Source organism: Streptomyces dengpaensis, assembly GCF_002946835.1.
Classification (GTDB): domain Bacteria; phylum Actinomycetota; class Actinomycetes; order Streptomycetales; family Streptomycetaceae; genus Streptomyces; species Streptomyces dengpaensis.
In genome coordinates this window covers 1,304,822-1,329,788 of the sequence record NZ_CP026652.1, presented here as the reverse complement: position 1 = coordinate 1,329,788, position 24,967 = coordinate 1,304,822, and the positions used below count along the sequence as shown (strand labels likewise).

General features: G+C 68.7%; 16 protein-coding genes. 7 read left to right on the top strand and 9 right to left on the bottom strand.

From position 1 onward, the window contains the following. Positions 1-257: 257 nt before the first annotated feature. The 4 genes from C4B68_RS06025 to C4B68_RS06000 all read right to left on the bottom strand — a co-directional run bounded on the left by C4B68_RS06025 (position 258) and on the right by C4B68_RS06000 (position 9,964). Positions 258-1,529, bottom strand: a complete 1,272-nt coding sequence (locus C4B68_RS06025; RefSeq protein ID WP_099506022.1) for an IS110 family RNA-guided transposase — start codon at positions 1,527-1,529, stop codon at positions 258-260. A gap of 1,063 nt (positions 1,530-2,592) precedes the next feature. After that, positions 2,593-7,293, bottom strand: coding sequence for an outer membrane protein assembly factor BamB family protein (locus C4B68_RS06015; RefSeq protein WP_099502877.1), 4,701 nt, complete (start codon positions 7,291-7,293; stop codon positions 2,593-2,595). A gap of 31 nt (positions 7,294-7,324) precedes the next feature. Then, positions 7,325-8,455, bottom strand: coding sequence for a HupE/UreJ family protein (locus C4B68_RS06010; protein WP_167459017.1), 1,131 nt, complete (start codon positions 8,453-8,455; stop codon positions 7,325-7,327). A 627-nt stretch (positions 8,456-9,082) separates the two neighbouring features. Beyond that, positions 9,083-9,964: a LysR family transcriptional regulator gene (locus C4B68_RS06000; RefSeq protein ID WP_099502873.1), complete on the bottom strand. Its 882-nt coding sequence runs from the start codon at positions 9,962-9,964 to the stop codon at positions 9,083-9,085. Positions 9,965-10,034: 70 nt separating this feature from the next. Between C4B68_RS06000 and C4B68_RS05995 the strand changes: the two genes are divergently transcribed. The 3 genes from C4B68_RS05995 to C4B68_RS05985 are packed head-to-tail and all read left to right on the top strand — an operon-like array spanning position 10,035 to position 12,612. Beyond that, positions 10,035-11,231, top strand: coding sequence for a thiolase family protein (locus C4B68_RS05995; RefSeq protein WP_099502871.1), 1,197 nt, complete (start codon positions 10,035-10,037; stop codon positions 11,229-11,231). After that, positions 11,228-11,923, top strand: a complete 696-nt coding sequence (locus C4B68_RS05990) for a 3-oxoacid CoA-transferase subunit A (RefSeq protein WP_099502869.1) — start codon at positions 11,228-11,230, stop codon at positions 11,921-11,923. Before C4B68_RS05995 ends, C4B68_RS05990 begins: the two co-directional genes overlap by 4 nt. Then, positions 11,920-12,612 (top strand): 3-oxoacid CoA-transferase subunit B, encoded by a 693-nt coding sequence (locus C4B68_RS05985; protein WP_099502867.1) that lies wholly within the window; start codon positions 11,920-11,922, stop codon positions 12,610-12,612. Before C4B68_RS05990 ends, C4B68_RS05985 begins: the two co-directional genes overlap by 4 nt. A gap of 70 nt (positions 12,613-12,682) precedes the next feature. Here C4B68_RS05985 and C4B68_RS05980 read toward each other — a convergent pair whose 3' ends face one another. From C4B68_RS05980 to C4B68_RS05970, 3 genes are all read right to left on the bottom strand, one after another. After that, complete coding sequence (locus C4B68_RS05980) at positions 12,683-13,453, bottom strand: SDR family NAD(P)-dependent oxidoreductase (RefSeq protein ID WP_099502866.1); 771 nt, start codon at positions 13,451-13,453, stop codon at positions 12,683-12,685. A 26-nt stretch (positions 13,454-13,479) separates the two neighbouring features. Next, on the bottom strand, positions 13,480-15,105 hold the full coding sequence (locus C4B68_RS05975; protein ID WP_099502864.1) for a flavin-containing monooxygenase: 1,626 nt from the start codon (positions 15,103-15,105) through the stop codon (positions 13,480-13,482). Between the two features lie 118 nt (positions 15,106-15,223). Next, positions 15,224-16,123 (bottom strand): alpha/beta hydrolase, encoded by a 900-nt coding sequence (locus tag C4B68_RS05970; protein WP_099502862.1) that lies wholly within the window; start codon positions 16,121-16,123, stop codon positions 15,224-15,226. 354 nt (positions 16,124-16,477) lie between these two features. On the opposite strand from C4B68_RS05970, the gene C4B68_RS05965 reads away from it, so the two are divergent. The 4 genes from C4B68_RS05965 to C4B68_RS05950 all read left to right on the top strand — a co-directional run bounded on the left by C4B68_RS05965 (position 16,478) and on the right by C4B68_RS05950 (position 22,275). Beyond that, the gene (locus tag C4B68_RS05965) at positions 16,478-17,653 is read left to right on the top strand and encodes a substrate-binding domain-containing protein (RefSeq protein WP_099502860.1); all 1,176 of its coding nucleotides are present in this window, start codon (positions 16,478-16,480) and stop codon (positions 17,651-17,653) included. A gap of 183 nt (positions 17,654-17,836) precedes the next feature. After that, entirely contained in the window at positions 17,837-18,559 is a 723-nt protein-coding gene (locus C4B68_RS05960; protein ID WP_099502858.1) for an SDR family NAD(P)-dependent oxidoreductase, read from the top strand. Between the two features lie 72 nt (positions 18,560-18,631). Continuing rightward, a complete protein-coding gene (locus C4B68_RS05955) occupies positions 18,632-21,217 on the top strand; it encodes an ATP-binding cassette domain-containing protein (RefSeq protein ID WP_206337068.1) in 2,586 nt (861 codons plus the stop codon). Next, the gene (locus tag C4B68_RS05950; protein ID WP_099502854.1) at positions 21,214-22,275 is read left to right on the top strand and encodes an ABC transporter permease; all 1,062 of its coding nucleotides are present in this window, start codon (positions 21,214-21,216) and stop codon (positions 22,273-22,275) included. The genes C4B68_RS05955 and C4B68_RS05950 overlap by 4 nt, the downstream gene beginning before the upstream one ends. Before the next feature lie 100 nt (positions 22,276-22,375). Here the strand turns inward: C4B68_RS05950 and C4B68_RS05945 are convergent, their stop codons facing one another. Beyond that, positions 22,376-24,091 carry a sigma-54-dependent Fis family transcriptional regulator gene (locus C4B68_RS05945; RefSeq protein ID WP_099502852.1) on the bottom strand — a complete coding sequence of 572 codons (1,716 nt, stop codon included), beginning with the start codon at positions 24,089-24,091 and terminating at the stop codon, positions 22,376-22,378. Positions 24,092-24,200: 109 nt separating this feature from the next. After that, positions 24,201-24,896, bottom strand: coding sequence for a GntR family transcriptional regulator (locus C4B68_RS05940; RefSeq protein WP_099502850.1), 696 nt, complete (start codon positions 24,894-24,896; stop codon positions 24,201-24,203). Positions 24,897-24,967: the final 71 nt, after the last annotated feature.

Below are 24,967 nucleotides of genomic sequence, written 5' to 3'. Positions count from 1 at the left end.
TGATGAGGGCCTCGACCTTACGGTCGCGGTCCTCGTTGCATTTTCGTAACTGATGGTGATGCCTAGGGCTTCGTAGAGCGGGCCTTTCTTCTCGGCGTCGTACTCGGCCACGATCCGCAGCTTGTACTCGGGGCTGAAAGTGCGGCGCTTCGGCCGGGGGGCCGGGTCGGATCCGGCGGGCTTGGTGCTGGTCATGAGGGGGTGGTTCTCCTGTCGTGCCCTCTCAGGCTGATACGAAAATCCACCCCCTTCGCAGCTCAGGCCGTGTCTGCTGATTGGAGGACCACTTGGTAGCCCAGTTCGTTGAGTTGGCCGACCAGGCGTCGGGTCTTGCGGGCGCGGCCGTCACTGCCGAGGCGTTCAAGGAAGTAGTCGGGGCCGAGGTCGTGGTAGACGACATCGTGGGTGAGCATGTGCCAGGCCGAGACCAGGATCGAGTGCCCGACGGCGACCAGCGCCCGCTTCTTGCCCCGTCGGGCGGCGATGCGTTTGAAGCGGGAGGCGAGGTAGGTGCCTTTGGACCGGCCCGCGCTGGAGGCTGCCTGGCCGAGGACTGCTTTGAGGTAGCGGTCGCCGTGGCGGGTCCGGCCGGACATGCGCCTGCCACCGGACTCGTTGTTGCCGGGGCAGACCCCCGCCCACGAGGCCAGGTGACCGGCGCTGGGGAAGCGGGACATGTCCGCGCCGATCTCCGCCAGGATCACCTCGGCGGCTCGGGTCCCGACGCCGGGGACAGTGACCAGCAGGTCGATCAGCTGCCGAAACGAGCGGCCGTCGGGGGCCTCATGCTGTTCCAGCCGCTGGGCGATCTCGGTGCTGATCCGCTCCTCAGTCGCGTTCGCAGCGTCGATGCGGTCCAGCATGGTGCGCACGACGAAGGCGTGGTGGTCGGTGAACCGGCCGGTGAGGGCCTCGGTCAGGACCGGTATCTTGCCGCGCATCGGGCCGAGCGCCAGTGCGGACAGCACCCGTGGGTCGCGCTCGCCGGCGATCAGGGCCTCCAGCATCGCCCGGGCAGACTTGCCCAGCATGTCCGAGACCACCACGGACAGCTTGATCCCCGCGTCCTCCAGGAACTTTTCCAGCCGCTGGGCCTCGCGGGTGCGCTCCTGGACCACATCGGTGCGGTAGCGGGTCAGGTCACGCAGTTGCCGGATCGGCTCGGGCGGCACGAAGCTGGGCCGGACCAGGCCGTGCTCGACCAGCTCGCACAGCCACTCGGCGTCCTTGACATCGGTCTTGCGGCCGGGGACGGCCTTGATGTGGCGGGCGTTGAGCAGCCAGCACTCGACGTCGTGCTCCAGGACGTAGAAGATCGGCTTCCAGTAGTCGCCGGTGGCCTCCATGCCTACCACGGTGATGCCCTCGGACAGCAGCCAGTCCCGCATCGCCAGCAGGTCGCGGGTCATCGTGGTGAACGTCCGGGTCTCCTTGCGCCGGCGACGACCCTGGCCCGGCACCCGGATGCAGACCTTTGCATCCGCCTTGCTGATGTCGACGGCGGCGCACCGCTCGTGAACGACCTCCATGCCTCATCCCCCTCCGCGTGCCGAACTCCCGCTGACGGCGGGGACGTCCAGCGGGAGCCCAGCAGGCTGAAGAGTCTGATACACGTGCGCGAGGCAACAGTTCCGAGTGCCTGTCGAAGGGGATCCCAGCGTCCTACTAACCCGCGGGCTCGGAACACGCCAAGTCCAGACGACGTCAGCCGGACGCCCCCACCCAGATTTTCACCCCGTCGGGGTGTGCCCGTCAGGGCTTCGGATTACTAACCCGCCGAAGCGGGGCGTCTCACCAGAGGCTGACAGAGAGGGCGGTGAGCCCATCGACAACTACTTCACTAACGCAGCGAAGCGGGTGCAGGTGACCATTCGGTCAAGCGACTACTCATTCAACAGTGAAAACTGTGGGCATTGGCGGCCGGTCGGAAGCTGAAGCGGTTGGCGCCCGACTGCGGCATCACTGAAACCTGCGTGGACGAGACGTGGACGGGTTAGCCGTATGTGGGGCGACTCGCGCAGCCCGTCGCAAGTCAGAAGGGGTGCTTGCGCGCGAACAGCAGACGCCTGTAAAACCGCCGGCGGACGGGAGAGGTCAATGCCCTGAGGACCCCGAACCGCCTCGACTTTCGGGGCTGTCCCTCGTCAGGAGTCCCACCAGTGTCTCGACCGCAACGGGGGCGTCCGAAGTCGTCAGGACGAGCACCGGATCTGGAGTCCGTAGCAGGAATCCACTCCAGACCCGGAAGACAGGGCTGCCATTCTGCCCGCCTTTGTCGAAGGAGATGCACCCAGGCAGTTCATTCACGTCGTCCCGCCCTCCGGGCGCCCAGAACGGAGGACCGTCCACGAACTCCTGGCCGTCGATGCACTTGGCGTAGATCTTGAGTAGGACGTCCACCGAGTGACCCGCGCGAGCGGCGGCCTCCGGCGCCGGCACACCGGAGTTGAGCCACTGGGAGACTCCGGCATGCCGGAGGTCGTGGTGATGCAGTCCACCTGACGCGACCCGCCGCGTTGTTCTGGCGGATCGGCGCACGGGGCCGGCCCGGTTGGAGTCCGGGCCGGCCCCGTGTGGTGGGGTGGGTGTGCGTTACGGAGCGGGGACCTCGTCGAGGATGCCCACCGCGTCGGTGCCCGGGGTGACGACGAGCTTGCGGGTGAGGGTGTAGGAACCGCCCGCCGGCACGTCGACGTTGAATCGGCTCATCACCCAGTTGCCCGCGGCGTAGACGTCGAAGGCGCTGGCCGGCGTGCCGTAGACGAGACCGAACACCTGCGGGTCGGTCCCGGTCATACCGATGTACGGCTTGGTCGGGGTGTACGCCGCCGTCGCACCCGGCGCGACGATGCCGGTGCCCGGGATGACACTGGCCTGGCCGGCCGAGTCGTGGTCCATCGCGTCACCGGTCCACACGCTGAGGGGAGCCGAGCCGGAGTTGCTCAGCTCCGTCGAGACCGTGGCGAAGTTGTCGCCCGGCTTCAGCGTGTACGTCGTCGTCGCCGTCAGACCCGTGAAGCCATTGACTGGCCCGGATACCCGGACGACGCCCTTGTCGCCGGTCGCCTGGACGATCTTGACGTCGGTCGCCCCCACCGTACGGACATCCCACGCGTTACCGCCGGTCGGCTGAGTCGCCGAGACGTAGGGCAGGTTGATCCAGTCGAACTGGTCGGCCATGCCGCGGACGGCGATGTCGACCGGCTTGCCGCGAGTGCTGCCGGAGAGCTGCGAGTCGTTGAAGGCATCGGCGATCGCCATCGAGAGCTTGTCGTTCTCGAGCATGACGTCGCCGTGGCCTGCCTCGACCAGACCCGAGCCGATCTGCTTGCCGTAGCTCGCCTCGACCTTGACCGGGCTCAGCGCGACGTCGGCGACGCCGCTGCCCGCCACCGGCACGGTGACCTTGTCGGCGGCCGTCCGGTAGCCCAGCTTGGACACCCGGACGTCGTACTGACCGGTCGGGGCCTTGACGAGGTACTTGCCCCGGGCGTCGGTGCTCGTGGTCGCGACCACCTTGCCGTCCTGCTCGAGGGCGACCCGGGCACCGGAGACGGCGGCGCCGTCCGCGGTGATCGTGCCGGCCGCGCGAGCGGCGTCCGGGACGGCCTCGTCGTGCAGGTCGATCTCGTCGGCCCACTTCGCGATGTTGCGGGTGGGGTCGCCACCGGCGGTCGCGTAGTCGGTCAGGTGGTAGAAGCTGAACTGCTTGGTGGCACCGGGCTCCATCGTGGCGTCGTAGTAGAGACCCTCGATGTAGCCGTACGCACCGACCGCGGCCGGCCTGTCCTGTGCCCAGGCGAGACCGTGGGCGGCCTGGCCGTTCGTGGTGGCCGTGTCAGCACCGACGTAGACGTAGTTCCCGGTCCAGCCCGAGGTCTTCAGACCCGGGTTGGTGCCGCTGAACCCGGGGATCCGGCCGTTGTCGACCGAGCTGTCGGGGTCGATCATGTAGTTGAAGTAGCCCTGGTAGCCCGTGGTGCCGGTGTTGGTCAGCTTGACCGTCATCTTCACGACCGGAGCGTCGGGCAGGGTCTCGTAGCGGACTTGCGCCTTGATGGCCCCGTTCCCCCGGTACTGACCGTTGCCGACCACGGCCGCGCCGTCGACCGCGAGGTCGGGCAGGTCGATCTGGTCGCCCGGCCGGTCCCACGAGTCGGGCGGCGTGAGGCTCGGACGCAGCAGCATCTCGCCCCAGTCGAGGGTCTCGGCGCCGTTGGCGTCGTTGAGCATGACGTCCGACAGCTCGCCCTGGCCCAGACCGCCGACGCCGTTGTTGCCGCCGGTGTACGGCGTCACGGACGCCCGGACCTTGTCGTTGGCCAGGTAGTAGTACTCCCTGCCCGTGACGACGTCGGTGCGCGTGCTGCCGTTGCCGTAGTCCGGCGCGTACGTCGACTTGCCGGCGACCGGGTGGGTCACCTTGATCAGCTTCAGGTCGGCCGTCTCGTTGCCGGTGGTGCCGACCGTGACGCGGACCTCCGAGCGGTCGTCGACGATCAGGCCGCGCTTGGCCGCCGTGACGGTCCAGGTCGACGCGGGCAGGCCGATGCGGTACTTGCCCTGGGCGTCGGTGCTGGTCACCGCGGTGTCCTGACCGGAGGCGACGGCGGTGACCTTCGCGCCGGCGATCGGATCGCCCGTCTCCGGGTCGGTGACCGTACCGGTCACGGTCGCCCAGCGCTGCGCGGACTCACCGCCCGGCACGTAGGCGTAGAGGTTGCCGTCCCAGGCGCCTGTCACGACGGTGTTGCCGCTGACGGCCGGGCCTGCGCCCACCCAGGTGCCGGTCTCGTGGTTCCACAGGATCTGGCCGGTGTCGGTGGCCAGGGCGTAGAACCTGCCGTTGTTGGCGCCGACGAAGAGCGTGCCACCGGCCACCACCGGGCTGGACATCACGCCACCGTGGTAGATGTCGCCGGGCAGCATCCGCTCCCAGATGACGTTGCCGGTCTGGGCGTCGAGGGCGACGACGGCGCCACTCGGGAAGCCCATGTAGACGACGCCGTCCTTGACGGCCGCGGCGCTCGGGGTCGAGCCGCTCGAGACGAGCGAGGCACGCGGGCTCCGGTACGTCCACAGCGTCGCGCCGGTCTTGCCGTCACGGGCGGCGATGCCGTTGTTGGCGCCGATGAAGACCTTGCCCTCGGCCGCGGTCGGCACGCCGTCCTGCCAGCCGCCGAGCGACTCGGCTCCGGTCCACTTGCGGACGCCGGTGGCCAGGTCGTAGGCGAGCACGCGGTCGGCGGTCTGGTTGCCGAGGTACACGGTGCCGTCCATGACGGCGGGCGTGCCGTCACTCATGGTCGCGCCGGACATCGGGGAGGCCCAGATCTGCTCGCCGGTGCGGGTGTCGAGCGCCTTGAGGACGCCCTGGCTGCCGATACCGAAGCGGGTCTGGTAGGGCCAGAGCACGGTGTGACCGGAGACGGCTGGCGAGTAGTAGCCGTAGGTGCGCTGGTTGTTCGGGGCCGGCGCCTCCTCGGGCTCGGCCTTCCAGCGCAGCTCGCCGGTCTTCGCGTCCACGGCGTACAGCTCCGAGCCGAGGGTCGGCGCGAAGATCAGGCCGTCACCGTAGGCGAGGCTGCCGTGGATCGACTGCGGCACCTCGAAGTTCCACAGCTCCTTGCCGTTCTTGAGCTGGACGGCGTGGATCCGGTTGTTGCCGTCGCCGTTCTCGTCGCGGGTGCCCGCGTAGACGACGCCGTCGTGGATGACCGGCGACCCGGTGAGGAAGGTGCCGTTGGTGCGGAAGCTCCAGGCCAGGCGGCGGCCGGCCTCCTGCTCCCGCGCGACACCGGAGTGGCCCTCGTTGCCGTGGTGCTGGTCCCAGTCACCGCCGGCGACCGGCTTGAGCGCCGGCTCGTCGGTGAGGGCGAAGTCCGCCGACTTGGTCCAGGTCTTGCCCGCCGCGTCGACCACCTTCACGTCGACGCTGTGCTCACCGACCGTCTGCAGGCTGTCGGGCAGGTTGCTCTGCCAGGTGAACTCGCCGCTGCGGTGCAGCGGCCTCCACTTCTTGTCGCCGGCGATCCGGTAGCTCGCCGAGACGACCTCGTCGCCGGTGTCGTAGGCGTTGATCTGGATGCCCGGGAACTTCTCGGCCGGCACCTTCGAGCCCGGCGCGGGGCTGACGATGGTGAGGTGCTCGTTCTCGCCGTACATCCGGAACGGGTTCTCGAAGCCCGGACCCGCCATGTGGATGTAGCGGAAGCCGCGGGGCGCGTTGTCGATCGTGTAAGAGCTCGACACGGTCTGGATGTGCTTGGCGGTCGAGGCGAACGCCGACTTGTTCTCGACGTGGTTGGAGTGCTCGTGGCCGACCAGGATCAGCTGCGCCTTGTACTGCTCGAGCACCTCACCGAAGGCGTCGTACGTCGACGGCGAGCCGAACGGGACGTTCATCGGCTGGTGGGTGAGGACGACGACCTCGATGTCGTTGGCCGGGTCGTCGTCGAGCGGAACGCTCGCGGCGAGGTCGTCCTTGAGCCAGTTCAGCTCCTCCTCGAACGGCGCCGAGCCGTTGTTCTCGAGCACCACGAAGTGCCGGTTGCCGTAGTTGAACGAGTACCACTCCGGACCGACGTTCTTGCGATAGTTGTCGATCCTGTCCGCGTACGCCGACCCGCTCGCGTACTCGTGGTTGCCGACGGCCGGCCAGACACCGACGGCCGACTGCTGGGTGCCGCGACGGTACGCGTCGAACTGCCCCTGGCTGGCGTCGTTGGTGAGGTCGCCGCTGACCGCGATGAACCGCAGGTCGGTGCCCGTGGAGTTGATCTCGCGTACCTGATCGGGCAGCTGTGCGTTGACGTGCGGGTCGGCGATGTTGGCCCAGGAGAAGGTGTCGCCGTCGGAGAGTTCGTCACGGACGAGCGCGAAGTCCGCGGTCGGCGTGGCGTCGTCGGCGAGCTGGCCGAGGTTCGCCCAGAACCTCGGCTCCTTGTACTCGTCCAAGCCGAACCGGTAGCCCCGCGGCTGGCCGGCCCACACGATGTCCGTCTTACGACGGTCAGTGGAGATCGTCAGCGAGTAGGAGCCGTCGGCGGCGGTCGTGGTGGTGACCGTGCCGTCGGAGACGCGCACACCGGCCAGGCCGGCCTCGTCGGAGCTGCGCTGGCCGTCGCCGTTGGCGTCGACGTACGCGACGCCGCTGACGGTGGCCTCCGGCGGGTCGATGGCGGTCGCCGCGTACAGCGTAAGCGGGCCCGCCACCACACTGGAGGCGAGCCCCAGCATGGTGGTGTACAGGACAGCGCGCATGTGCGCGCGTGTCCAGGTGAACACGGACATCGGGATCCTTGAGAGTGCGGGGAGGTGGGTGTCAGGTCAGGAGCGGGGAACGTTCGACGAACCAGACCAGACCGGCACCTGCGACGACGACGGTCGCCGCGACGGTGCCGAGCGTGAGGGCGCGAGCGGCGACCGGCGTGGTCGCGGCCCTGCGCAGGAACAGCAGCGCCGGGAAGGCGAGCGCGATAATCGTCAACTGGGCGAGTTCGATGCCGACGTTGAAGGCGACCAGGTTGGCCAGCATCGAAACCGACAGCGGCCCGTCGATGCTGAGCGCGCCCGCGAAGCCCAGCCCGTGCAGCAGCCCGAAGCCGAAGACCACGGGCAGCCGGTGCCTCGTCCTCGTCGAGAGCAGGTTGTCGAGCGCGACGAACGCGATCGACAGCGCGATGAGCGGCTCGACGATCCACCCGGGCACGCTGACCCAGCCGATCGCGGCCGGCACCAGGGTCACCGAGTGCGCGACCGTGAAGGCCGTGACGACCCCGACGACGTCGCGCAGCCGCTTCGCGCCCAGCAGCAGCGCCAGCAGGAACAGCACATGGTCGAGCCCGAAGTACAGGTGCTCTGCCCCGAGCTTGACGAACCGCGGGATCTCACCGAGCAGATCGGTGTGCCCCACCGTGACGCTGGTGCGGGCGGTGTCGAGCAGCGTCGAACCGCGGCTGCCATCGATGTCGTAGACCACCTTCGTGGTGGTGCCGTCGATGACGCCGTCGGAGGGGCGGAAGATGTCACTGCGGACGGTGAGCGCCCCGGACGCCGGGCAGTCGTAGGCGAGCGCGACCCGCGCCGCGCCGGAGTCGGCGAGTTCGACGCGGGCACCGTCCGCAGCGGTGCACCCGATCGAGCCGCGGCTCAGCCGCAGCCGCTCGCCGACGTACGCCTCCACGTCGCTCGCGTGCGCGTCCAGCGAACTGCGCCGCACCCCGGTCGGCACCTCGGCGGCCGTGCCGTCCGCGCCGGCCGCGTCCGGGCTCAGGGCACCGTCGAGGCTCAGCAGCCGGGCGAGGACGTCGTACTCCACGTCGACGACAGCCGCGACGCCGTCGCCCTGGCCGTGCAGGTCGACCACGACCGAGGTCTCACGGACGTGTGCCTGCGCCGGAGGGGCGACGAAGAGAACGGCAACAAGGGCGACGAGAAACGTCAGCAGACGCACAGTCGAGCACTTCCGTGGTGAGGGGAACGGCGGTCGGCCCCAACCCTGCAGTGCTCGCTCCACACCCGGCAACTAGAGATGACCCAGTTCACCGACCCTTCCACTGCCGGTCACCCACCAGGCGAGGGCCGGGTTTCTGCGCGTCGAAAGCCGGGCTTTAGGGCCCGGCTACGAGGCCCGCGTACGAAGCCGGGTAAGCCGGCGCCCAAGGCCCACCCGCACGAGGTGAGCATGACGTCGTTGACGTCGGCGGCGCGGCTCAACAGCAACTGGCCGAGCCCGATGAGCAGCGACAGGCCCGCACCCGCCCGTGACCACCGCCCCCGCCTGCGGCAGCACCACGCGCAGCAGCCATCCCACGGGGACGAACATCGCGACGTTCCCGACGATGTCGACGATCCCGAGTGCCCGGTTGACGTTGTCCTATGCGTCGTGGACCGGGCCAAGCCCCTCCGCTCCGACCACTCCCGCACACGATCAACGCACCAGGGAAGATCAGACACCTGGAGGTCCGCCGACGAGACCGACTTGGCGGAACCCTGCACGAGTACCAACATGCCGCCTGACCAGGCTGGATGATTTATCGGCACCCGCAGTGTTGGGCGAGGACGGAAGCCCGCAGCCCCCTCAGAAAAGTCGGCGAATGACCTCGATCGTCCGGGCCAGGTGGGGTTCGTTGCGGTCGGTGCGGTGGGCTACGGCCAGTTCGATCGACGCGGCCGGGCGGATCAGGGGGCGGTAGACGACGCCGTCGAGTGCGAGTGCGGTCACCGGCTCGGGGACGACCGCGACTCCGAGGCCGCCGGAGACGAGCGTGATGAGTGTCGAGGTCTCCCCGACCTCGTGTCGGATGTGCGGCTCCACGCCGACGTCTCGCAGGACGCCGAGCACGACATCGTGCATCACCGAGTGGCGGTCCGCGGAGTGCATGATCAGGTCGAGGCCGGCGAGGTCGGTGGCGCGCACCCGGGGCTTCGCGGCGAGTGGATGGTCGGACGGGAGTGCCACCACGAGGCGGTCGCGGCGCAGGGTGTGGACGGTGAGGGACAGGTCGGCCGCGGGCGGGCGCAGCAGGGCCACGTCGATCGCGCCGCCGCGCAGCGCCTCCACCTGATCCGGGGCGAGCATCTCCCCGCGGAAGGAGAAGTCGATGCCCGGCAGCTCGGTGGCGAGGTGACGCGACAGGGTCGGCAGCAGGCTGTACGTCGCCGAGCCGACGCAGCCGAGGGTGAGGTGTCCGACCGCACCGGCGGCGACCCGGCGGGCGTGGTGGGCGGCCTCGTCGACCTCGGCGAGGATCGCCCGTACCCGGTCGAGGTAGGCGCGGCCGGCGTCGGTGAGGTCGACCCGGCGTGTGGTGCGGTGGAAGAGGGTGATGCCGAGTTCACCCTCCAACTGCCGGATCGATTGGGAGAGCGGCGGCTGTGCCATGTGGAGACGCTGGGCCGCACGTCTGAAATGGCGGTCTTCCGCGACGGCGACGAAGTAGCGGAGCTGGCGCAGATCCATAGTCTCAGAGTTTCAATCGACGTCGATATTGATACTTCACAGTATCGGCGGTGCCGTCTAGCGTCGAGTCATGAACAGTGCATACCTGTACGCCGCTACACGGACTCCGTTCGGCAAGTTCAACGGCGCGCTGGCCGGCGTCCGGCCCGACGATCTGGCCGCCGCCGCGATCAGCGGTGTGCTCGCGCAGGCGCCTTCGCTGGACCCCGCCGCGATCGACGAAGTCGTCTGGGGCAACGCCAACGGCGCCGGCGAGGAGAACCGCAATGTCGGCCGGATGGCCGCGCTGCTGGCCGGGCTGCCGACCAGCGTGCCCGGCTCGACGATCAACCGGCTCTGCGGCTCCAGCCTGGACGCTGCGATGACCGGCTCCCGCACGATCGAGACCGGTGACGCCGACGTCGTACTCGTGGGCGGGGTCGAGTCGATGACGCGGGCGCCGTGGGTGCTGCCCAAGCCGTCGCGGGCCTTCCCGGCGGGCGATGTCACCGCGGTGTCGACGACCCTGGGCTGGCGGCTGGTCAACCCGCGGATGCCGAAGGAATGGACCGTCTCGCTGGGGGAGTGCAACGAGCAGCTCCAGGAGCGCTTCGGCATCTCCCGCGAGCGCCAGGACGAGTTCGCCGTACGCTCTCACCGCCTCGCGCACCAGGCGTGGGAGGACGGCTTCTACGACGCGCTGGTCACCCCGGTCGGCCACCTGGTCCGCGACGAGGGCATCCGCCCGGACTCGGACACCGAGAAGCTCGCCGCGCTCAAGCCGTCCTTCCGGCCGAACGGCACCATCACCGCGGGCAACGCCTCCCCGCTCAACGACGGCGCCTCCGCGGTGATCCTCGGCAGCGAGGCAGCGGCAGCGACCATCGGCCGCGACCCGATCGGCCGGATCGTCGGCAGAGGCGCGATGGCGCTGGATCCGCGGGAATTCGGCTACGCCCCGGTCGAGGCCGCGGGCCGAGCGCTCGCCCGCGCCGGGATCACCTGGGACCAGGTCGGTGCGGTCGAGCTCAACGAGGCGTTCGCGGTCCAGTCACTGGCCTGCGTCGACGCCTGGCTCAAGGAAGGCCTGCGCGAGCCCGGCATCGTCAACCAGCGCGGCGGTGCCATCGCGATTGGGCACCCGCTGGGCGCCTCAGGCGGCCGGATCCTCGGGACCCTTGCCGCAGTCCTCAGGGAACGCCGCGAGCGGTACGGCGTCGCCGCGATCTGCATCGGCGTCGGCCAGGCGCTGGCCGTCGTACTGGAGAACCTGGGGGTGTCGAAGTGAGCCGCACCGCCGTGCTGGACTCGGCCGACGAGGCCGTCGCCGGGATCGAGGACGGTTCCACCGTTCTGGTCGGCGGCTTCGGCCTGGCCGGGATGCCGTTCGACCTCATCGACGCCCTCATCCGACAGGGCGCGAAGGACCTCACGATCGTCTCCAACAACGCCGGGAACGGCGACGTCGGACTCGCGGCGCTGCTCGCGGCCGGCCGGGTCCGCAAGGTGCTGTGTTCCTTCCCGCGGCAGGTCGACTCCTACGTCTTCGACGCGCTCTACCGCGAGGGGAAGATCGAGTTGGAGGTGGTTCCCCAGGGCAACCTCGCCGAGCGGATGCGGGCCGCCGGCGCCGGGATCGGCGCGTTCTACTGCCCGACCGCGGTCGGCACCCCGCTCGCCGAGGGCAAGGAGGTGCGCACCATCGACGGACGCGACTACCTGCTGGAGTATCCGATCAAGGGCGACTACGCCCTCATCTCCGCACACCGCGCCGACCCGATGGGCAACCTCGTCTACCGCAAGACCGCCCGCAACTTCGGCCCGGTGATGGCGACCGCCGCCACCACCACGATCGTCCAGGTCGACGAGGTCGTCCCGCTCGGCGAGCTCGAACCGGAGGCGGTCGTCACGCCGTCCGTATACGTCGACCGCGTCGTCCCGGTCAAGTCCCGCCACTACACCGTCCAGGGGGCACGATGACCACCGACTCCACCGCCTCGACCCGCCCGGCGTCCGCGAGTGGGGCGCCGATCGCCGTCGACCGTCCGCTCAGCATGGACGAGGTGGCCGCGGTGATCGCACGGGACATCCCGGCCGGCGCGTTCGTCAACCTCGGCATCGGCCAGCCCACCAAGATCGCCGACCATCTACCCGAGGAACTCGGCGTCGTCCTCCACACCGAGAACGGCATGCTTGGCATGGGGCCGAAGGCCGAGGGCGACCAGATCGACCCCGACCTGACCAACGCGGGCAAGGTTCCGGTCACCGAGCTCCCGGGGGCGGCGTACTTCCACCACGCCGACTCCTTCGCCATGATGCGCGGCGGCCACCTCGACGTCTGCGTGCTCGGCGCCTACCAGGTCTCCGAACGCGGTGACCTGGCCAACTGGCACACGGGCAAGCCCGGCGACATCCCTGCTGTCGGCGGCGCGATGGACCTCGCCATCGGAGCGAGGGACGTCTACGTGATGATGACACTCTTCACCAAGTCCGGCGCTCCCAAACTGGTCCGGCAGTGCACCTACCCGCTCACCGGCGTCGGCTGCGTCAGCCGCATCTACACCGAGGTCGCCACTTTCGACCTGCGGCCCGACGGCGTCCACGTGCTGGAGACGTACGGCACCACCCTCGACGAACTGCGCTCCCGCCTCGACGTCGAACTGCTCTGACCTCCTGAGGCACCTACGGCGTCGGCCCTTCTCCCATCGCTTCGGAGAAGGGCCGACGTCAATAGGCCGATCAGCGTGCCGTATAGCCGCCGTCGATCGGCAGGTTCACGCCCGTCACCCAGCTCGCTTCGTCCGAGGCCAGGTAGAGGACCCCGTAGGCGACATCGATCGGACGACCCAGGCGACGTAGCGACTGATTGCTCGTCATGTACTCCTCGTACGCCGGCAGCCCACCGGGGAACTCAGCCGCGATGCCCTCGACCAGCGGGGTCAGAACCGTGCTCGGGTGGACCGAGTTCACGCGGATGTCGTACTTGCCGTAGCTGGCCGCGTCCTGCTTGGTCTGCATCGAGACCGCGCCCTTGGCCACGTGGTACGCCGTGAACTCGTCGTTCCCGATCATCCCGTAGATGGACGAGTAGTTGACGATGCTGCCCTTGCCCCGCTCGATCATGTGCGGGACGGCATGCTTGGTGCAGAAGAAGACGCCCTTCACATCGACGGCGAACAGGGCGTCCCACTCAGCCTCGGTGAGCTCGTGGGTCGGCTTGTCGACGCCGATGATGCCGGCACAGTTGACGAGGATGTCGAGACCGCCGAACTCCGCTGCCGCCGCGTCGATCACCGATTTCGCCTCGGCCTCCCGGGCGACGTTCAGGCTCCAGAACTCCGCAGTCCCGCCTGCCGCGCGGATCCCCTCCACGACCTCCTTGCCCTTGCCCTCGTCCAGGTCGGTGACCGCGACCTTGGCGCCCTCGGCCGCGAACAGCTCCGCGGTCGCCCGGCCCATGCCCATCGCGGCCCCGGTGATCAGGGCGACCTTGTCGTCCAGACGTCCCATACCGATTCCCCTTCCCTGTCGAGTTCTCAGGCCTTGACCGACGGGTCGGCCAGGAAGGAGCGGTAGCCGTCCTCCTCAGCCTCACGGCAGAACTGCTGGTACACCTGCCCGCCGCCCATGTAGACCTGGAACTCCTCAGGCTTGCCGGGGAGGTTGTCGCCCAGGAACCACGCCTTGGCCTTCTTGCCCTCGGAGTACATGACGGTGGCCTTGCCGGCCCGCTCGGTCTCCTCCATCCACCAGGCCTCCGACTCGGGGGTGGCCTCGAGGAACGGAACGCCGTTCTCACGCGCCCACGCGATGGCCCTCTGGAGCCACTGGGCACCGAGCTGGATCGGGACCGGCAGGTTCGAGTACGGCGTCTGCGGGCCCAGCGACATGAAGAAGTTCGGAAACCCGTTGGCGTTGATGCCGAGGTTGGACTTCAGGCCGTCGGCGAGCCACTTCTCGCGCAGCGTGCGGCCACCGCGACCCACGATGTCGATGTTGGTCAGGGTGCCGGTCATGGCGTCGAAGCCGGTGGCGAAGATCAGCACGTCGAGCTCGTACTCGGTGTCGCCGACCACCACGCCACGCTCGGAGATCCGGCTGATCGGCTGCGAGGCGACGTCGACGAGGTGCACGTTCGGCTGGTTGAACGCCGCGTAGTAATTGTGCCCGGTCGGGACACGCTTGCCGTTGAAGGAGTAGGTGGTCGGCGACAGAAGGTCGGCGACGTCCTTAACCTCGACGATCTCGCGGATCTTCTTGCGGATGAACTCCGAGGCGAGCTCGCTGGCCTCGTGGTTGGTGGCCAGGTCGGTGAAGCACTCGTTGGCGAAGTGGAATCCGCCCTCGTTCCACTTGCTCTCGAAGATCCTCTCGCGCTCCTCGGCGGAGACGTCGAGGGCGCTGTGCTCGGCCGGCTCCATCGCGACGCCGAAGGGGTGGTTGGCCGCCTTCTCGTAGATCTCGTCGTAGTGGTCACGCAGGTAGGCCATGTCCTGCTCGGTGACCGGGTCGTTCGTGCTCTCGACGATGAAGTTCGGTGTGCGCTGAAAGACGTGGAAGTCGCCGGCGACCTTGGCGATCTCGGGGACCATCTGGATGCCGGAGGCACCCAGCCCGATGAGGCCGACCCGCTTGCCGGTCAGGTCCGCGCCATCGCGTGGCCACATCGCGGAGTGGTACTTCTCGCCTTGGAAGGTGGCGATGCCGTTGATGGCCGGGAAGATCGCCTGCGAGAGGACGCCCATGCCGGAGACGAGGTAGGTCGTGGTCAGGGTGGTGCCGTCGCCGAGGTGGACGGTCCAGGTGTTCGCGTCCTCGTCGTAGACGGCTTTCTCCACGCGGGTGGACAGTCGGATGTCCTTGCGCAGGTCGAGCCGGTCGGCGACGAAGTTGAGATACGTCAGGACCTCCGCGCCGGCCGGGTACCGCTCGGTCCAGGTCCACTCGTCGCGGACCTCCTTGGAGAAGGAGAACGAGTAGTAGCTGTACTCGCTGTCGGTGCGGACGCCGGGGTAGCGGTTGACCCACCAGGTGCCGCCGACGCCGTCCTCGCCGTCGACCACGAGGGTCGACAGACCGATCTCGCGCAGGTGGTGGAGCATCGCCAGGCCGGAGAAGCCGGCGCCGATGACGATGGCGTCGTAGTCGGGCTTGCTGGTCATGTAAGTGTCGGTCCTTTCACCGAGTGATGACAGATGGGCACTCAGGGAGGAGCGCGCAAAAGGAAAAACGGGGTAAGACGCGGTCAGAGCTCTGGCCAGGGCGCCGGTACGGTGCTGGTCAGGACCGGTACCAGGCGGCCATGGCGGCGATCTCCTCGTCGGCGCGCGTAAGGCGCCCGGCCTGGAACGGGAAGACGTGCTGCATGCCCTTGCCGATGGAGAACGTCACGTCTACGCCGGCGCGCTCGGCCAGGTCGACCAGGCGCTCGGAGTCCTCGAAGAGGGACTCGGTGTCGGCCGCGCAGACGTAGAGCCGCGGGAAGCCCTCATAGGTGGCGTAGAGCGGGTTGACGTAGGGGTCCGTCGGGTCCGCGCCGCCGGAGAGATACCGGGCGATGTTCCCGGCGAGGCCCTCGCGCGTGATCAGGAAGTCGGTGTCGTTGTTGGTCTCGATCGTGGCACCGCTGTTCTCCATGTTCAGCCACGGCGACATCGTCAGGACTCGTCCGGGCAGCGGGCGGCCGTCGCGGCGCAGCGTGAGCGTCATCGCGATCGCCAGGTTGCCACCGGCGCTGTCGCCGACAAAGGAGACGTCGTCGGCCTTGATGCCCTGATCCAGGAGGGCCTGGTGGACGGCGAGGCCGTCCTGGATCTGCGCCGGGAACGGGAACTCCGGCGCGAGCCGGAAGTCCAGGACGAACGCATGCGTTCCGCAGGCCTTGGCCAGGTGGCCGGCGAGCTTGCGGTGGCTGGCGGAGGAGCCGAGCGCGAACCCTCCGCCGTGCATGACCACCATCACCTGGGAGGGATCCGCGTCGAGGGGGGTCACGAGCACGCCTGGCACGCCGCCGATGGTGGTCGTGGCGTAGGTGACCCCTTCAGGCTCCGCGGTCGCGCGCTGCCAGTCCTCGAAGACCCAGCGCATCAGCTGGAGCGACATCTCCGGGTTGGCCTCGAACTCCGCGCTCCACTCGGCGTAGATCTCCCCAAGCGGGTCTGAAGGACCAGGAAGCGGCATGGGTGCTCCTCAACGTCATCGTTGCTGGTACTGGCTGTTCCTCGGGCCGACAGACGGTCGGCCCGGCCAGTCGAGGATCACCACGCCCAGGCGTCGAAGGTGAACGCTGTCACAAAATGAGGCACTGCGGTCTCACAGTGACTCGCGTCATACGGTCCTGCTCGCGACAGCCTTCTGCCGGGGCCCTCACCGAGCCCGTTTCCCTCACCCAGGCGATCACATCACTCCGATCACGCCGGCGACCCCGCCCTCGGAGTCGGGCCGGGCGCTCGGCTCCCGCGGCCCGGCGCCTGCGCACACCTGGTGCTCTCGGGCCACCGAGGTCCTTCATCGCTCTCGACGAGGAGACATTCCATGTTCATCAAGAAGCGGGCCGTCGCAGCGACCAACGTCGCCGCCGCCATGGCCATGGCACTCAGCGCCTGCGGGGGTCTGTCCACCAGCTCCGTCGGATCGACCGGTTCCGGTGGCTCCGGTGATTCCGGCGCCTCCGGCGGCCCGTGGCCGACCGTGAAGGTGGGCGGTGTCGGCGTGCAGGCCGACATCCCGGACATCAGCAAGTTCTGCGGCACCAAGCCGATCAAGGTCGGCTACGCCGACGGCAACAACAACAACACCTGGCGCAAGGCCACGATCGCGCTCTTCAAGGCCCAGGCGGCCAAGTGCAAGAACATCACCCAGGTCGTGGTGACCGACGCCCAGAACAACACCCAGAAGGCGATCTCGGACATCAACTCGATGGTCGCCCAGGGCGTCAAGGTGATCGTCACCTTCGGCGACGCCGGACAGGCCCTCCTGCCGGCCGTCCAGAAGGCGACCGCGGCCGGCGTCGCGGTCGTGCCGATCGTCTCCGGCATCGGCGGCACTCCGGGCAAGGACTACGTCGACTTCGTCTCCGAGAACGTCGAGGAGTACGGCAAGAACCTCGCCGACTGGACCGTCAAGGCGATGCACGGCAAGGGCAACCTGATCATGCTCGGCGGTGTCGCCGGCAGCGCCTACTCCCAGACCGTCTACGAGGGCGTCAAGAAGGCCGTCGCGGCCAATCCCGACGTGCACCTGCTCAACGCGGACGGCTACGTCGCCACCGACTGGGACGTCAGTAAGACGCAACAGGTCGTGGCCGGTCTCATCACGAAGTACGGGAAGATCGACGGCATCGTCTCCGACTTCGGCGGCGGTTCGGTCGGCGGTATCCGCGCGTTCATCGCCGCGAACAAGCCGCTGCCGGTCTGGTCGGCCAATGACTCCAACGAGTTCGCGTCCCTCTGGTACCAGTACCACAAGCAGTACCCGAGCTTTCAGATCGCGACCGAGTCGTCCCGTAACTGGGTTGTCGAGGCTGCTCTGAACAAGGGGCTCGCCGCTTACAACGGCATCACCGACACCGAGCCCTCGACGTACAACCTGGAGATCATCGAGGACTCGACCAACCCGAAGATGATGCCGAAGTACGACAAGTCGCTGCCCGCTGACGCGATTCTCTCTTCCGGTCTGACCACCGAGCAGATCAAGGCTCTCTACAAGTAGGCCCTGTAGCAGCCCAGTCGGCATTGAGGTCATCGCAATTCCCAGCAGATGCCCGGGCCTTCACGAATTCCTTCACGGCCCGGGCGGCCGACCTCAGCGCTTTCGACAGCGATTTCCCGCACGAACCCCCTTTCCCGCAGAAACCCAACCACGCAGCCACGTACGGATATCCGAGGAGCACCCATGAATCGACTCGACGGTAAGGTCGGCATCGTCACCGGCGCCTCGCGCGGCATCGGCCACGCGATCGTCGACGCCATGGCGGCCGAGGGCGCGGCCGTCATCGCGACCAGCCGCGCTGCCGCCGACGACTCATTCGGCGCCGGCGTCACCTACGCGTCCCTCGACGTGTCCAGCGAAGCCGACTGGCAGCGTGTGATCGCCGAGGTCATCGACCACCACGGGCGCGTCGACTTCCTCGTCAACAACGCCGGCATCATCGCCTATGAGACCGTCCACGAACTCACCAGTGAGGAGTGGAACCGGGTCGTCGCGGTCAACCAGACCGGCACCTGGCTCGGGATGCGTGAGGTGATCCCGCAGATGATCACCCAGGGCGGCGGCAGCATCATCAACGTCTCCTCGATCTGGGGCAGCGCCGCTGTCGCCGGTGCGCACGCCTACCACGCGACCAAGGGCGCGGTGCGCAACATGTCCAAGAGCGCCGCCGTCAGCTACGCCAAGGAACGCGTCCGCGTGAACTCGGTCCACCCCGGTTTCATCTGGACCCCCCTGACCGAGGCTCAGGCCCCTGAGGTGAACGAGTACGTCATCTCCCAGACCCCGATGGGCCGCGCCGGACGGCCCGAGGAGATCGCCGCCGGAGTCGTCTTCCTCGCCTCCGACGAGGCCAGCTTCGTGACCGGTTCCGAGCTCGTCATCGACGGCGGCTACCTCGCCCAGTAAGGGCCCCGTCAACGAGCCGAGGCGCCGGCCGACCACTCAGGTCCGCGCCCCTCAATCCTCCAGGAGTCCGACGTGACCAACTTCGGCAGCAAAGGGCCTGAGACTCAGGTCCGGCCACCGCAGCAGGGCGCCAGCCCCAACCCCTCCCAGTCCCACCACGCGGCAAGTCAGACGGCAGGGCAAGCCGCTTCGGTGCTCTCCATGCAGGGCATCGGCAAGTCCTTCCCGGGCGTGCGCGCACTGGACGAGGTCAGCTTCGACGTCCGCCCGGGCGAAGTCCACGCCCTGGTCGGCGAGAACGGCGCCGGCAAGTCCACGCTGATGGCCGTGGCCTCGGGCGCGTTGGCGGCGGACGACGGCACCGTCGTCATCGGCGGCGCCCAGCTCACGCACGCGCAACCCGAGCAGGCGCGCGGCCTCGGGCTCGGAATCGTGCGCCAGCATCCGGCGCTTCTGCCCGACCTGACAGTGGCGGAGAACATGGCCCTCGGCGTCGGGTACCAGCGCGTCGGCGGACTGCGCCGCGCGGCCGCCTGGGCCCGCGAGACGCTCGCGCCGTGGGAGATGGAGATCGACCCGCGCGCCCGCGTCGGCGATCTGTCGATGGAGAAGCGGTTCATCATCGAGATCGCCAAGGCGCTCGCGCTGAACCCGAAGGTCCTGATCCTCGACGAGCCCACCGAGCATCTCAACGCCGAAGAAGTGCAACGTCTGTTCACGAAGGTCCGCGAGACCGTCGCGACCGGCGCCGGTGTCGTCTACATCTCGCACCGCATCCCTGAGGTGAAACAGATCGCCGACCGGATCACGGTCCTTCGCGACGGCCAGACACGCGGAACCTTCGGCGCCGGGGCCGTCACCGAGGCGCAGATCGTCGAGCGCGTCGTGGGCCGCAAACTGGAGACGGTCTTCCCCGCCAAGGAAGCTGTTCCCGCGGGCGCGGCCGAGCGACTCGTCGTGACCGGGCTGTCCGGTCACGGCTTCGACGACATCTCCCTGACCGTCCGCTCCGGCGAGATCGTCGGACTGGCCGGGGTCCAGGGCAATGGCCAGACCGAGCTCGTCCGTGCCCTGGCCGGCCTGGTCTCGACGTCGGGCGAGGTCGTCGTCGACGGGCAGCGGGTCAGCGGCGGGAACGCGGCGGCGGCGAACGCCGGTGTCGTCTACGTACCGGCCGACCGGCACGGCGAAGGTGTCTTCCTGCCACTCGGCGTGAGCGAGAACATCGTGGCGCGCACCCTGCACAAGGTCCGACGCTTCGGCCTGGTCAGCGACGTACGGACTCAGGCCACCGCGAGGGACCAGATCCGCAACCTCGCGATCAAGACGCCGACCCCCGATACGCCGATCAGCTCGCTGTCCGGAGGCAACCAGCAGAAGGCCGTCATGGCACGCACGCTGCTCGCGACACCGAAGGTCCTCGTGGTGGAGGAGCCCACCCAAGGTGTCGACGCCGGTGCACGCGTCGACCTGTACAAGATCCTGCGCACCGCGGCCGACGACGGCGCCGCCGTCATCGTGCTCTCCTCCGACAACGTCGAGCTGGAGGGCCTGTGCCACCGCGTGCTGATCATGTCGCGCGGAAGCGTCGTCGAGGAGCTCACCGGTGAGGAGATCACCGAAGCGGCCATCGCGCACGCCGCCCTGACCTCGACGAGCGTGCGCGGCCACGAGAAGACCCGGCCGGCGAAGCGTCGCCGACTGCGGGACTGGCTGGCCGGCGACCAGGCCCCCGCGGCGGTGATCGCGCTGATCGTCGTGCTCCTCGGTCTCGGTACCGGAATGCACAATGGCGACTACTTCGGCCAGCTCAACCTCAACAACCTCCTGCTCATGCTCGCGCCGCTGTTGCTGGTCGGTGCCGCGCAGCAGGTCGTCGTCATGGGAGCAGGGTTCGACCTGTCCGTCGGCCCCCTCATGGGCTTCCTGGTCGTGATCGGGTCGTACTGGATCGTGGACGGCGGAAACCTCGTCGTCGGTCTGATCATCATGGCCGCCGGCGCGCTCGCCGTAGGCGTGATCAACGGCGTCATGGTGACCTGGTTCCGCATCAACCCGGTCGTCGCCACCCTCGCGGTCTACATGGCCCTCCAGGGCATCTACCTGTCCCTGCGGGACACGCCGGGCGGCACGATCTTCCCGGCGGTGGCAGCTGGCATCCAGGCCCACTTCGGCGCGGTTCCGCTGGTGACCATCATCGCGGTGCTCCTCGTGCTCCTCCTTGAGCTGGCACTGCGCCGCACCCGGTGGGGCGTCGAGCTGCGGGCTCTGGGGTCCGAGCCGGACGCCGCGGAGCGGCTCGGGGTGAAGATACGGCTGATCCAGTTCACCTCGTACGTGATCTGCTCCGTTCTGGTCCTGCCCGCCGGCATCATCCTGATGGCCCAGATCGGCATCGGTGACGGCCGTCCCGGTCTCGCCTACACCCTCAATTCGGTGACCGTGGTCGTGCTCGCGGGAGCGAGCATCTTCGGCGGTCGCGGTTCGTTCATCGGGATCATCGCCGCGGCACTCCTCGCTCAGCAGCTGGTCAATGTCTCCCCGTTCCTCAACCTTTCCCCTGCCTGGGGCTACTGGCTCCCGGGCCTCGTCACCATCGGCGCCGCGGTGCTGTACGCGCAGCTCCGCCGTACTCGCCGGACGGGAGCACACGCATGACCACCCGACCCACCAACGCCTCCCGTCCCCCTGCGAGTTATGACGGGAACGCCATGGGCACCTTCGACGCGGGCGCCACCTGGCGCCGTCTCCTGTCGGGCAGCGGGGTGGGGATCGTGATCGCCACGATCATCCTCTTCGCCCTCAGCCCCGCCATCGCGCAGGGCAGCCTGGGCTCAGCCCCGCTGCTGAGCATGCTGCCCTTCGCCGCCGTGCTCGCCATGGCGGCCGCCGGCCAGACCCTCGTCGTGCAGCAACGCGGCCTCGACCTGTCGGTGCCCGGCATGATCGCGCTCGCCGCGGCCCTGTGCACCTGCATGGTCCAGTCCCACGGCTGGCCGGCGTGGCTCGCCGTCACCGTCGCCGTGATCGCCCCCGCTCTCGTCGGCCTGGTCAACGGAGTCCTGGTCGCGGTCGCCCGCGTCATGCCGCTGGTCGTGACGCTCGGCATGAACGCGGTCCTGCTGGGCACCGTCCTCGCTATCTCCGGCGGCTCACCGGCCACCGCGCCGGGCGGCCTGAGCCGGTTCTCCGTCGACCGGACCTTCGGCATCCCGAACACGTTCATCATCGCGGTCCTCATGCTCGCCGTGGGCGGCATCATCGCCAAGCGCTCGGCGGTCGGGCGCCGGTTGACCTACATCGGCGTCAGCGTTCCCACCGCCTCGGCGCTGGGCATCCGCGTCACCCTCTACCAGGTCGTCGCCTACGGGTTCGCGGGCCTCGCCTACGGCGCCGCCGGTGTTCTCCTGGCCGGCTACACCCGCACTCCCGGGCTCTTCATCGGGGACAGCTACGTCCTTCCGACGGTCGCGGCCGTAGTACTGGGCGGCACCGCCATGACCGGCGGTCTCGCGAGCATCGTGGCCAGCGGCGTCGGGGCGCTCTTCCTCACCCAGCTCGGACAGCTGCTGCGCTCGCTGGGTTGGAACGACGCTCAGCAACTCATCGCGCAGGCAGCGGTCCTGGCCGCGGTGGTCCTGCTGCGCCAGGCCGCCCCCGCCCTTCGCGGGCTGGCCCAGCGCCGACGCCAAAGGGCGCTGCCCACGGCCGGATGACTACCGAACGACAAAGTGGTCCGGGACTCTGGTCCCGGACCACTCTGTGCATACCTGTGGCTGCGAAGGGGCTACGCGGATGCCGCCTCGAAGTCGTCCGTCACGAGTCGGTGATCTTGTAGGCCTTCATCTTGCGGTAGATCGTCGCCCGGGACAGGCCGAGTATCTCCGCGGCACGGGAACGGTTCCCGTCCGCTTCCCGCAGCGCCCGGGAGATCGCCTCGAGCTCGGCACGCTCGATCATGGTCAGCGCACGCGAACCCTGGATCCGCTCCGGCAGGTCACTGGGCAGGACGTATCCGCGCTTACCGGCCAACGCCAACCCCTCCACGACGTTGTGGAGTTCCTTGAGGTTGCGCGGCCACTGGTATCCGGTGAGCAGGCCAAGGGTCTCCGCATGCGGTTCCAGGCCGACGCCCGGCATGGCCCGGTCCGTGAAGTAGCGCCACAGCGCGGGCAGGTCGGCGGTACGTTCCCGCAGCGGCGGAACCCACACATGGGACGCCCCGAGACCGACCGCCGTCTCCTCCGCCTCCGCGGCCGAGCGAAGCGTGGCGGTGAGCATCACCGGGCCCTTCAGAACGCTCATCTCCAACAGCCCGGCCAGCGCGAGCCTGGCAGCGGGGTCGAGGGCGTCGAAGCCCTTGACGATGACGGGCGCTCCGCCTTGCAGCCGCTCCGCGATGTTGCGAAGCCATCGCTTCCCGCCGATCAGGGTCCGCTCCACCGTGTCGATCACGATGTGGGCACCTGGCCCGGGATCGCCGGAACGGAAGGGGAGCCCCAGGGCGAGCGACGTCTTCCCGACGCCGGCCTCGCCGGCGATCACCACCGGCCGCGTCGCCTCCCGCCTTCGTGCGACCGCGTGCAGAGCCGCCATCCAGTCCGGCGAGCGTCCGATCAGCTGCGTGCGGGCCGGCCCCAGCGCGGTGCTGGTCGAGGTCCTGCCCCGCTGGAGGGAGACGATCGCTCCGGCGCCCGTCTCGACCGGAGCCAGCCGGACCTCGGTGAGGCCGCCGGAGAGCTCGATGATGAACCGGCCACCGGACTGCCGCTGGACCAGCTCTCCGAGCACCGCGACATCCGCGCTGGACAGTCGGGCGGCGCCCTGGCTCTGCATGATCAGTCCCTGCGGACCGAAGCCGACCACCGCGCCGGCCTTCGCCTTCGAGGCGTCCACGAACGCCTGGAAGACCGCCCGGGCCTGGGGGGAGGCCACATCGAGGAGATGCTGCTGCAACTGGTCGGCGACCGTCTTGACCATGGGCCGCAGCAGCGAACGGCCCTCGATGATCCCGCTGGACAACGTCACCACAGCGACGATCTTCTGGGTCAGCGGGTGCCGGATCGGCGTTCCGGTGCAGACGGCGTCGCTGTACATGTCCGCGTAATGCTCGGCGCCGGTGATCTGGACGCAACTCCCGGTCGCCAGGGCCGTACCGACGCCGTTGGTGCCCACGAGCGACTCGTCCAGGACGGCCCCGCGGTCGGTGCCGACTCTGTCGAAGTGGCGCCAAGCGTCATGGTCCGCGGCCCAGCGCCCGAGAATACGGCCCTGGGCGTCCGCGAGCAGAAGGCCGACGCCCGTTCCCGACAAGTCGGCGGAGAAACGCGACATCGGCGCCTGAAAAAGATCCAGAAGATGCTGATCGAGCTCATCTTCCGCGACATGCGGCACCTCGCGGACATTGGTCGGCACACCGAGCGCCTCCCGGGAACGCTCCCAGGATCTCAGCAGCGCAGGCGCCACATCGATGCGGTCGGTGTTGCCGGTCAACCATTCGTCTTTGAGTGCGTTGACTGGCCCAGTCGACATGCCCTTCCCTTCCTAATGCAGAGCCGGAGCATAATGCGGCATGGCCCGTCTAGCGCCATCTCGCGATGATTCTGTAATCAGAGGAAGATCGACGAGTGTCGATTCCGGATCATTCGAGTCGCTTGAGGCCTCGGGCCAGACGCTGGCGATACTCCTCGACGGCCAACGCCGCCGCGCCATGGACATGGTGCTCGCACGCGGCTCGTGCCGCGACGGCGTCACACGAGACAGCCGCGGCTTCGATGATGCGGCCGAATTCCTCGAACGAGATCCGCGCCCGTTCGTCGTCGATGAACGCGTAGCGGCGAAAGATCTGGACCCGAGCGTGGACGCGGGCGACGTCCTCGGCGAGGACCGGGTTGCCTGCCCCTTCGAGCAGGAGCCCGTAGAACCGCTCGTTCGCCTCCTCCCGTGTCTGGACGGTGCCCCTGAGGTAGGTCGTCTCCATCTCGATCAGGAGCGCTTGCAAGTCCTTCTTCACCTGCTCCGACGCACGTGCCACGAAGAGTTCGCCCACCAGGCCCTCGAGCGCGCGCCGTACCTCGTAGATCTGCTCAATGTCCCGCGGCGTCAACACGGTCACGACCGGACCGTGGTGGGCGACCACCGTCACCAGCCGCTCCGCCTCCAGTTGGCGCAGCGCCTCTCTGACCACGGTGCGTGAGACGTCGTAGGCCTCGCACAGGGCGCTCTCGCGCAGGGCGTCGCCAGGCTGGAAGGTCCCGCTCAGGATGTCTTCCCGAAGCAGCCGTGTGATCTGCTGCCGCAGCGGTGCCGCGTGTCGCGTCAGTCTCGAAGTGCTCATGGCGGCTCCCTCAACCTCCAACTGTCGCTTGCCAGGCCCGGCGGCTCTTGGGGCTGGTGAGGCACTGTCTC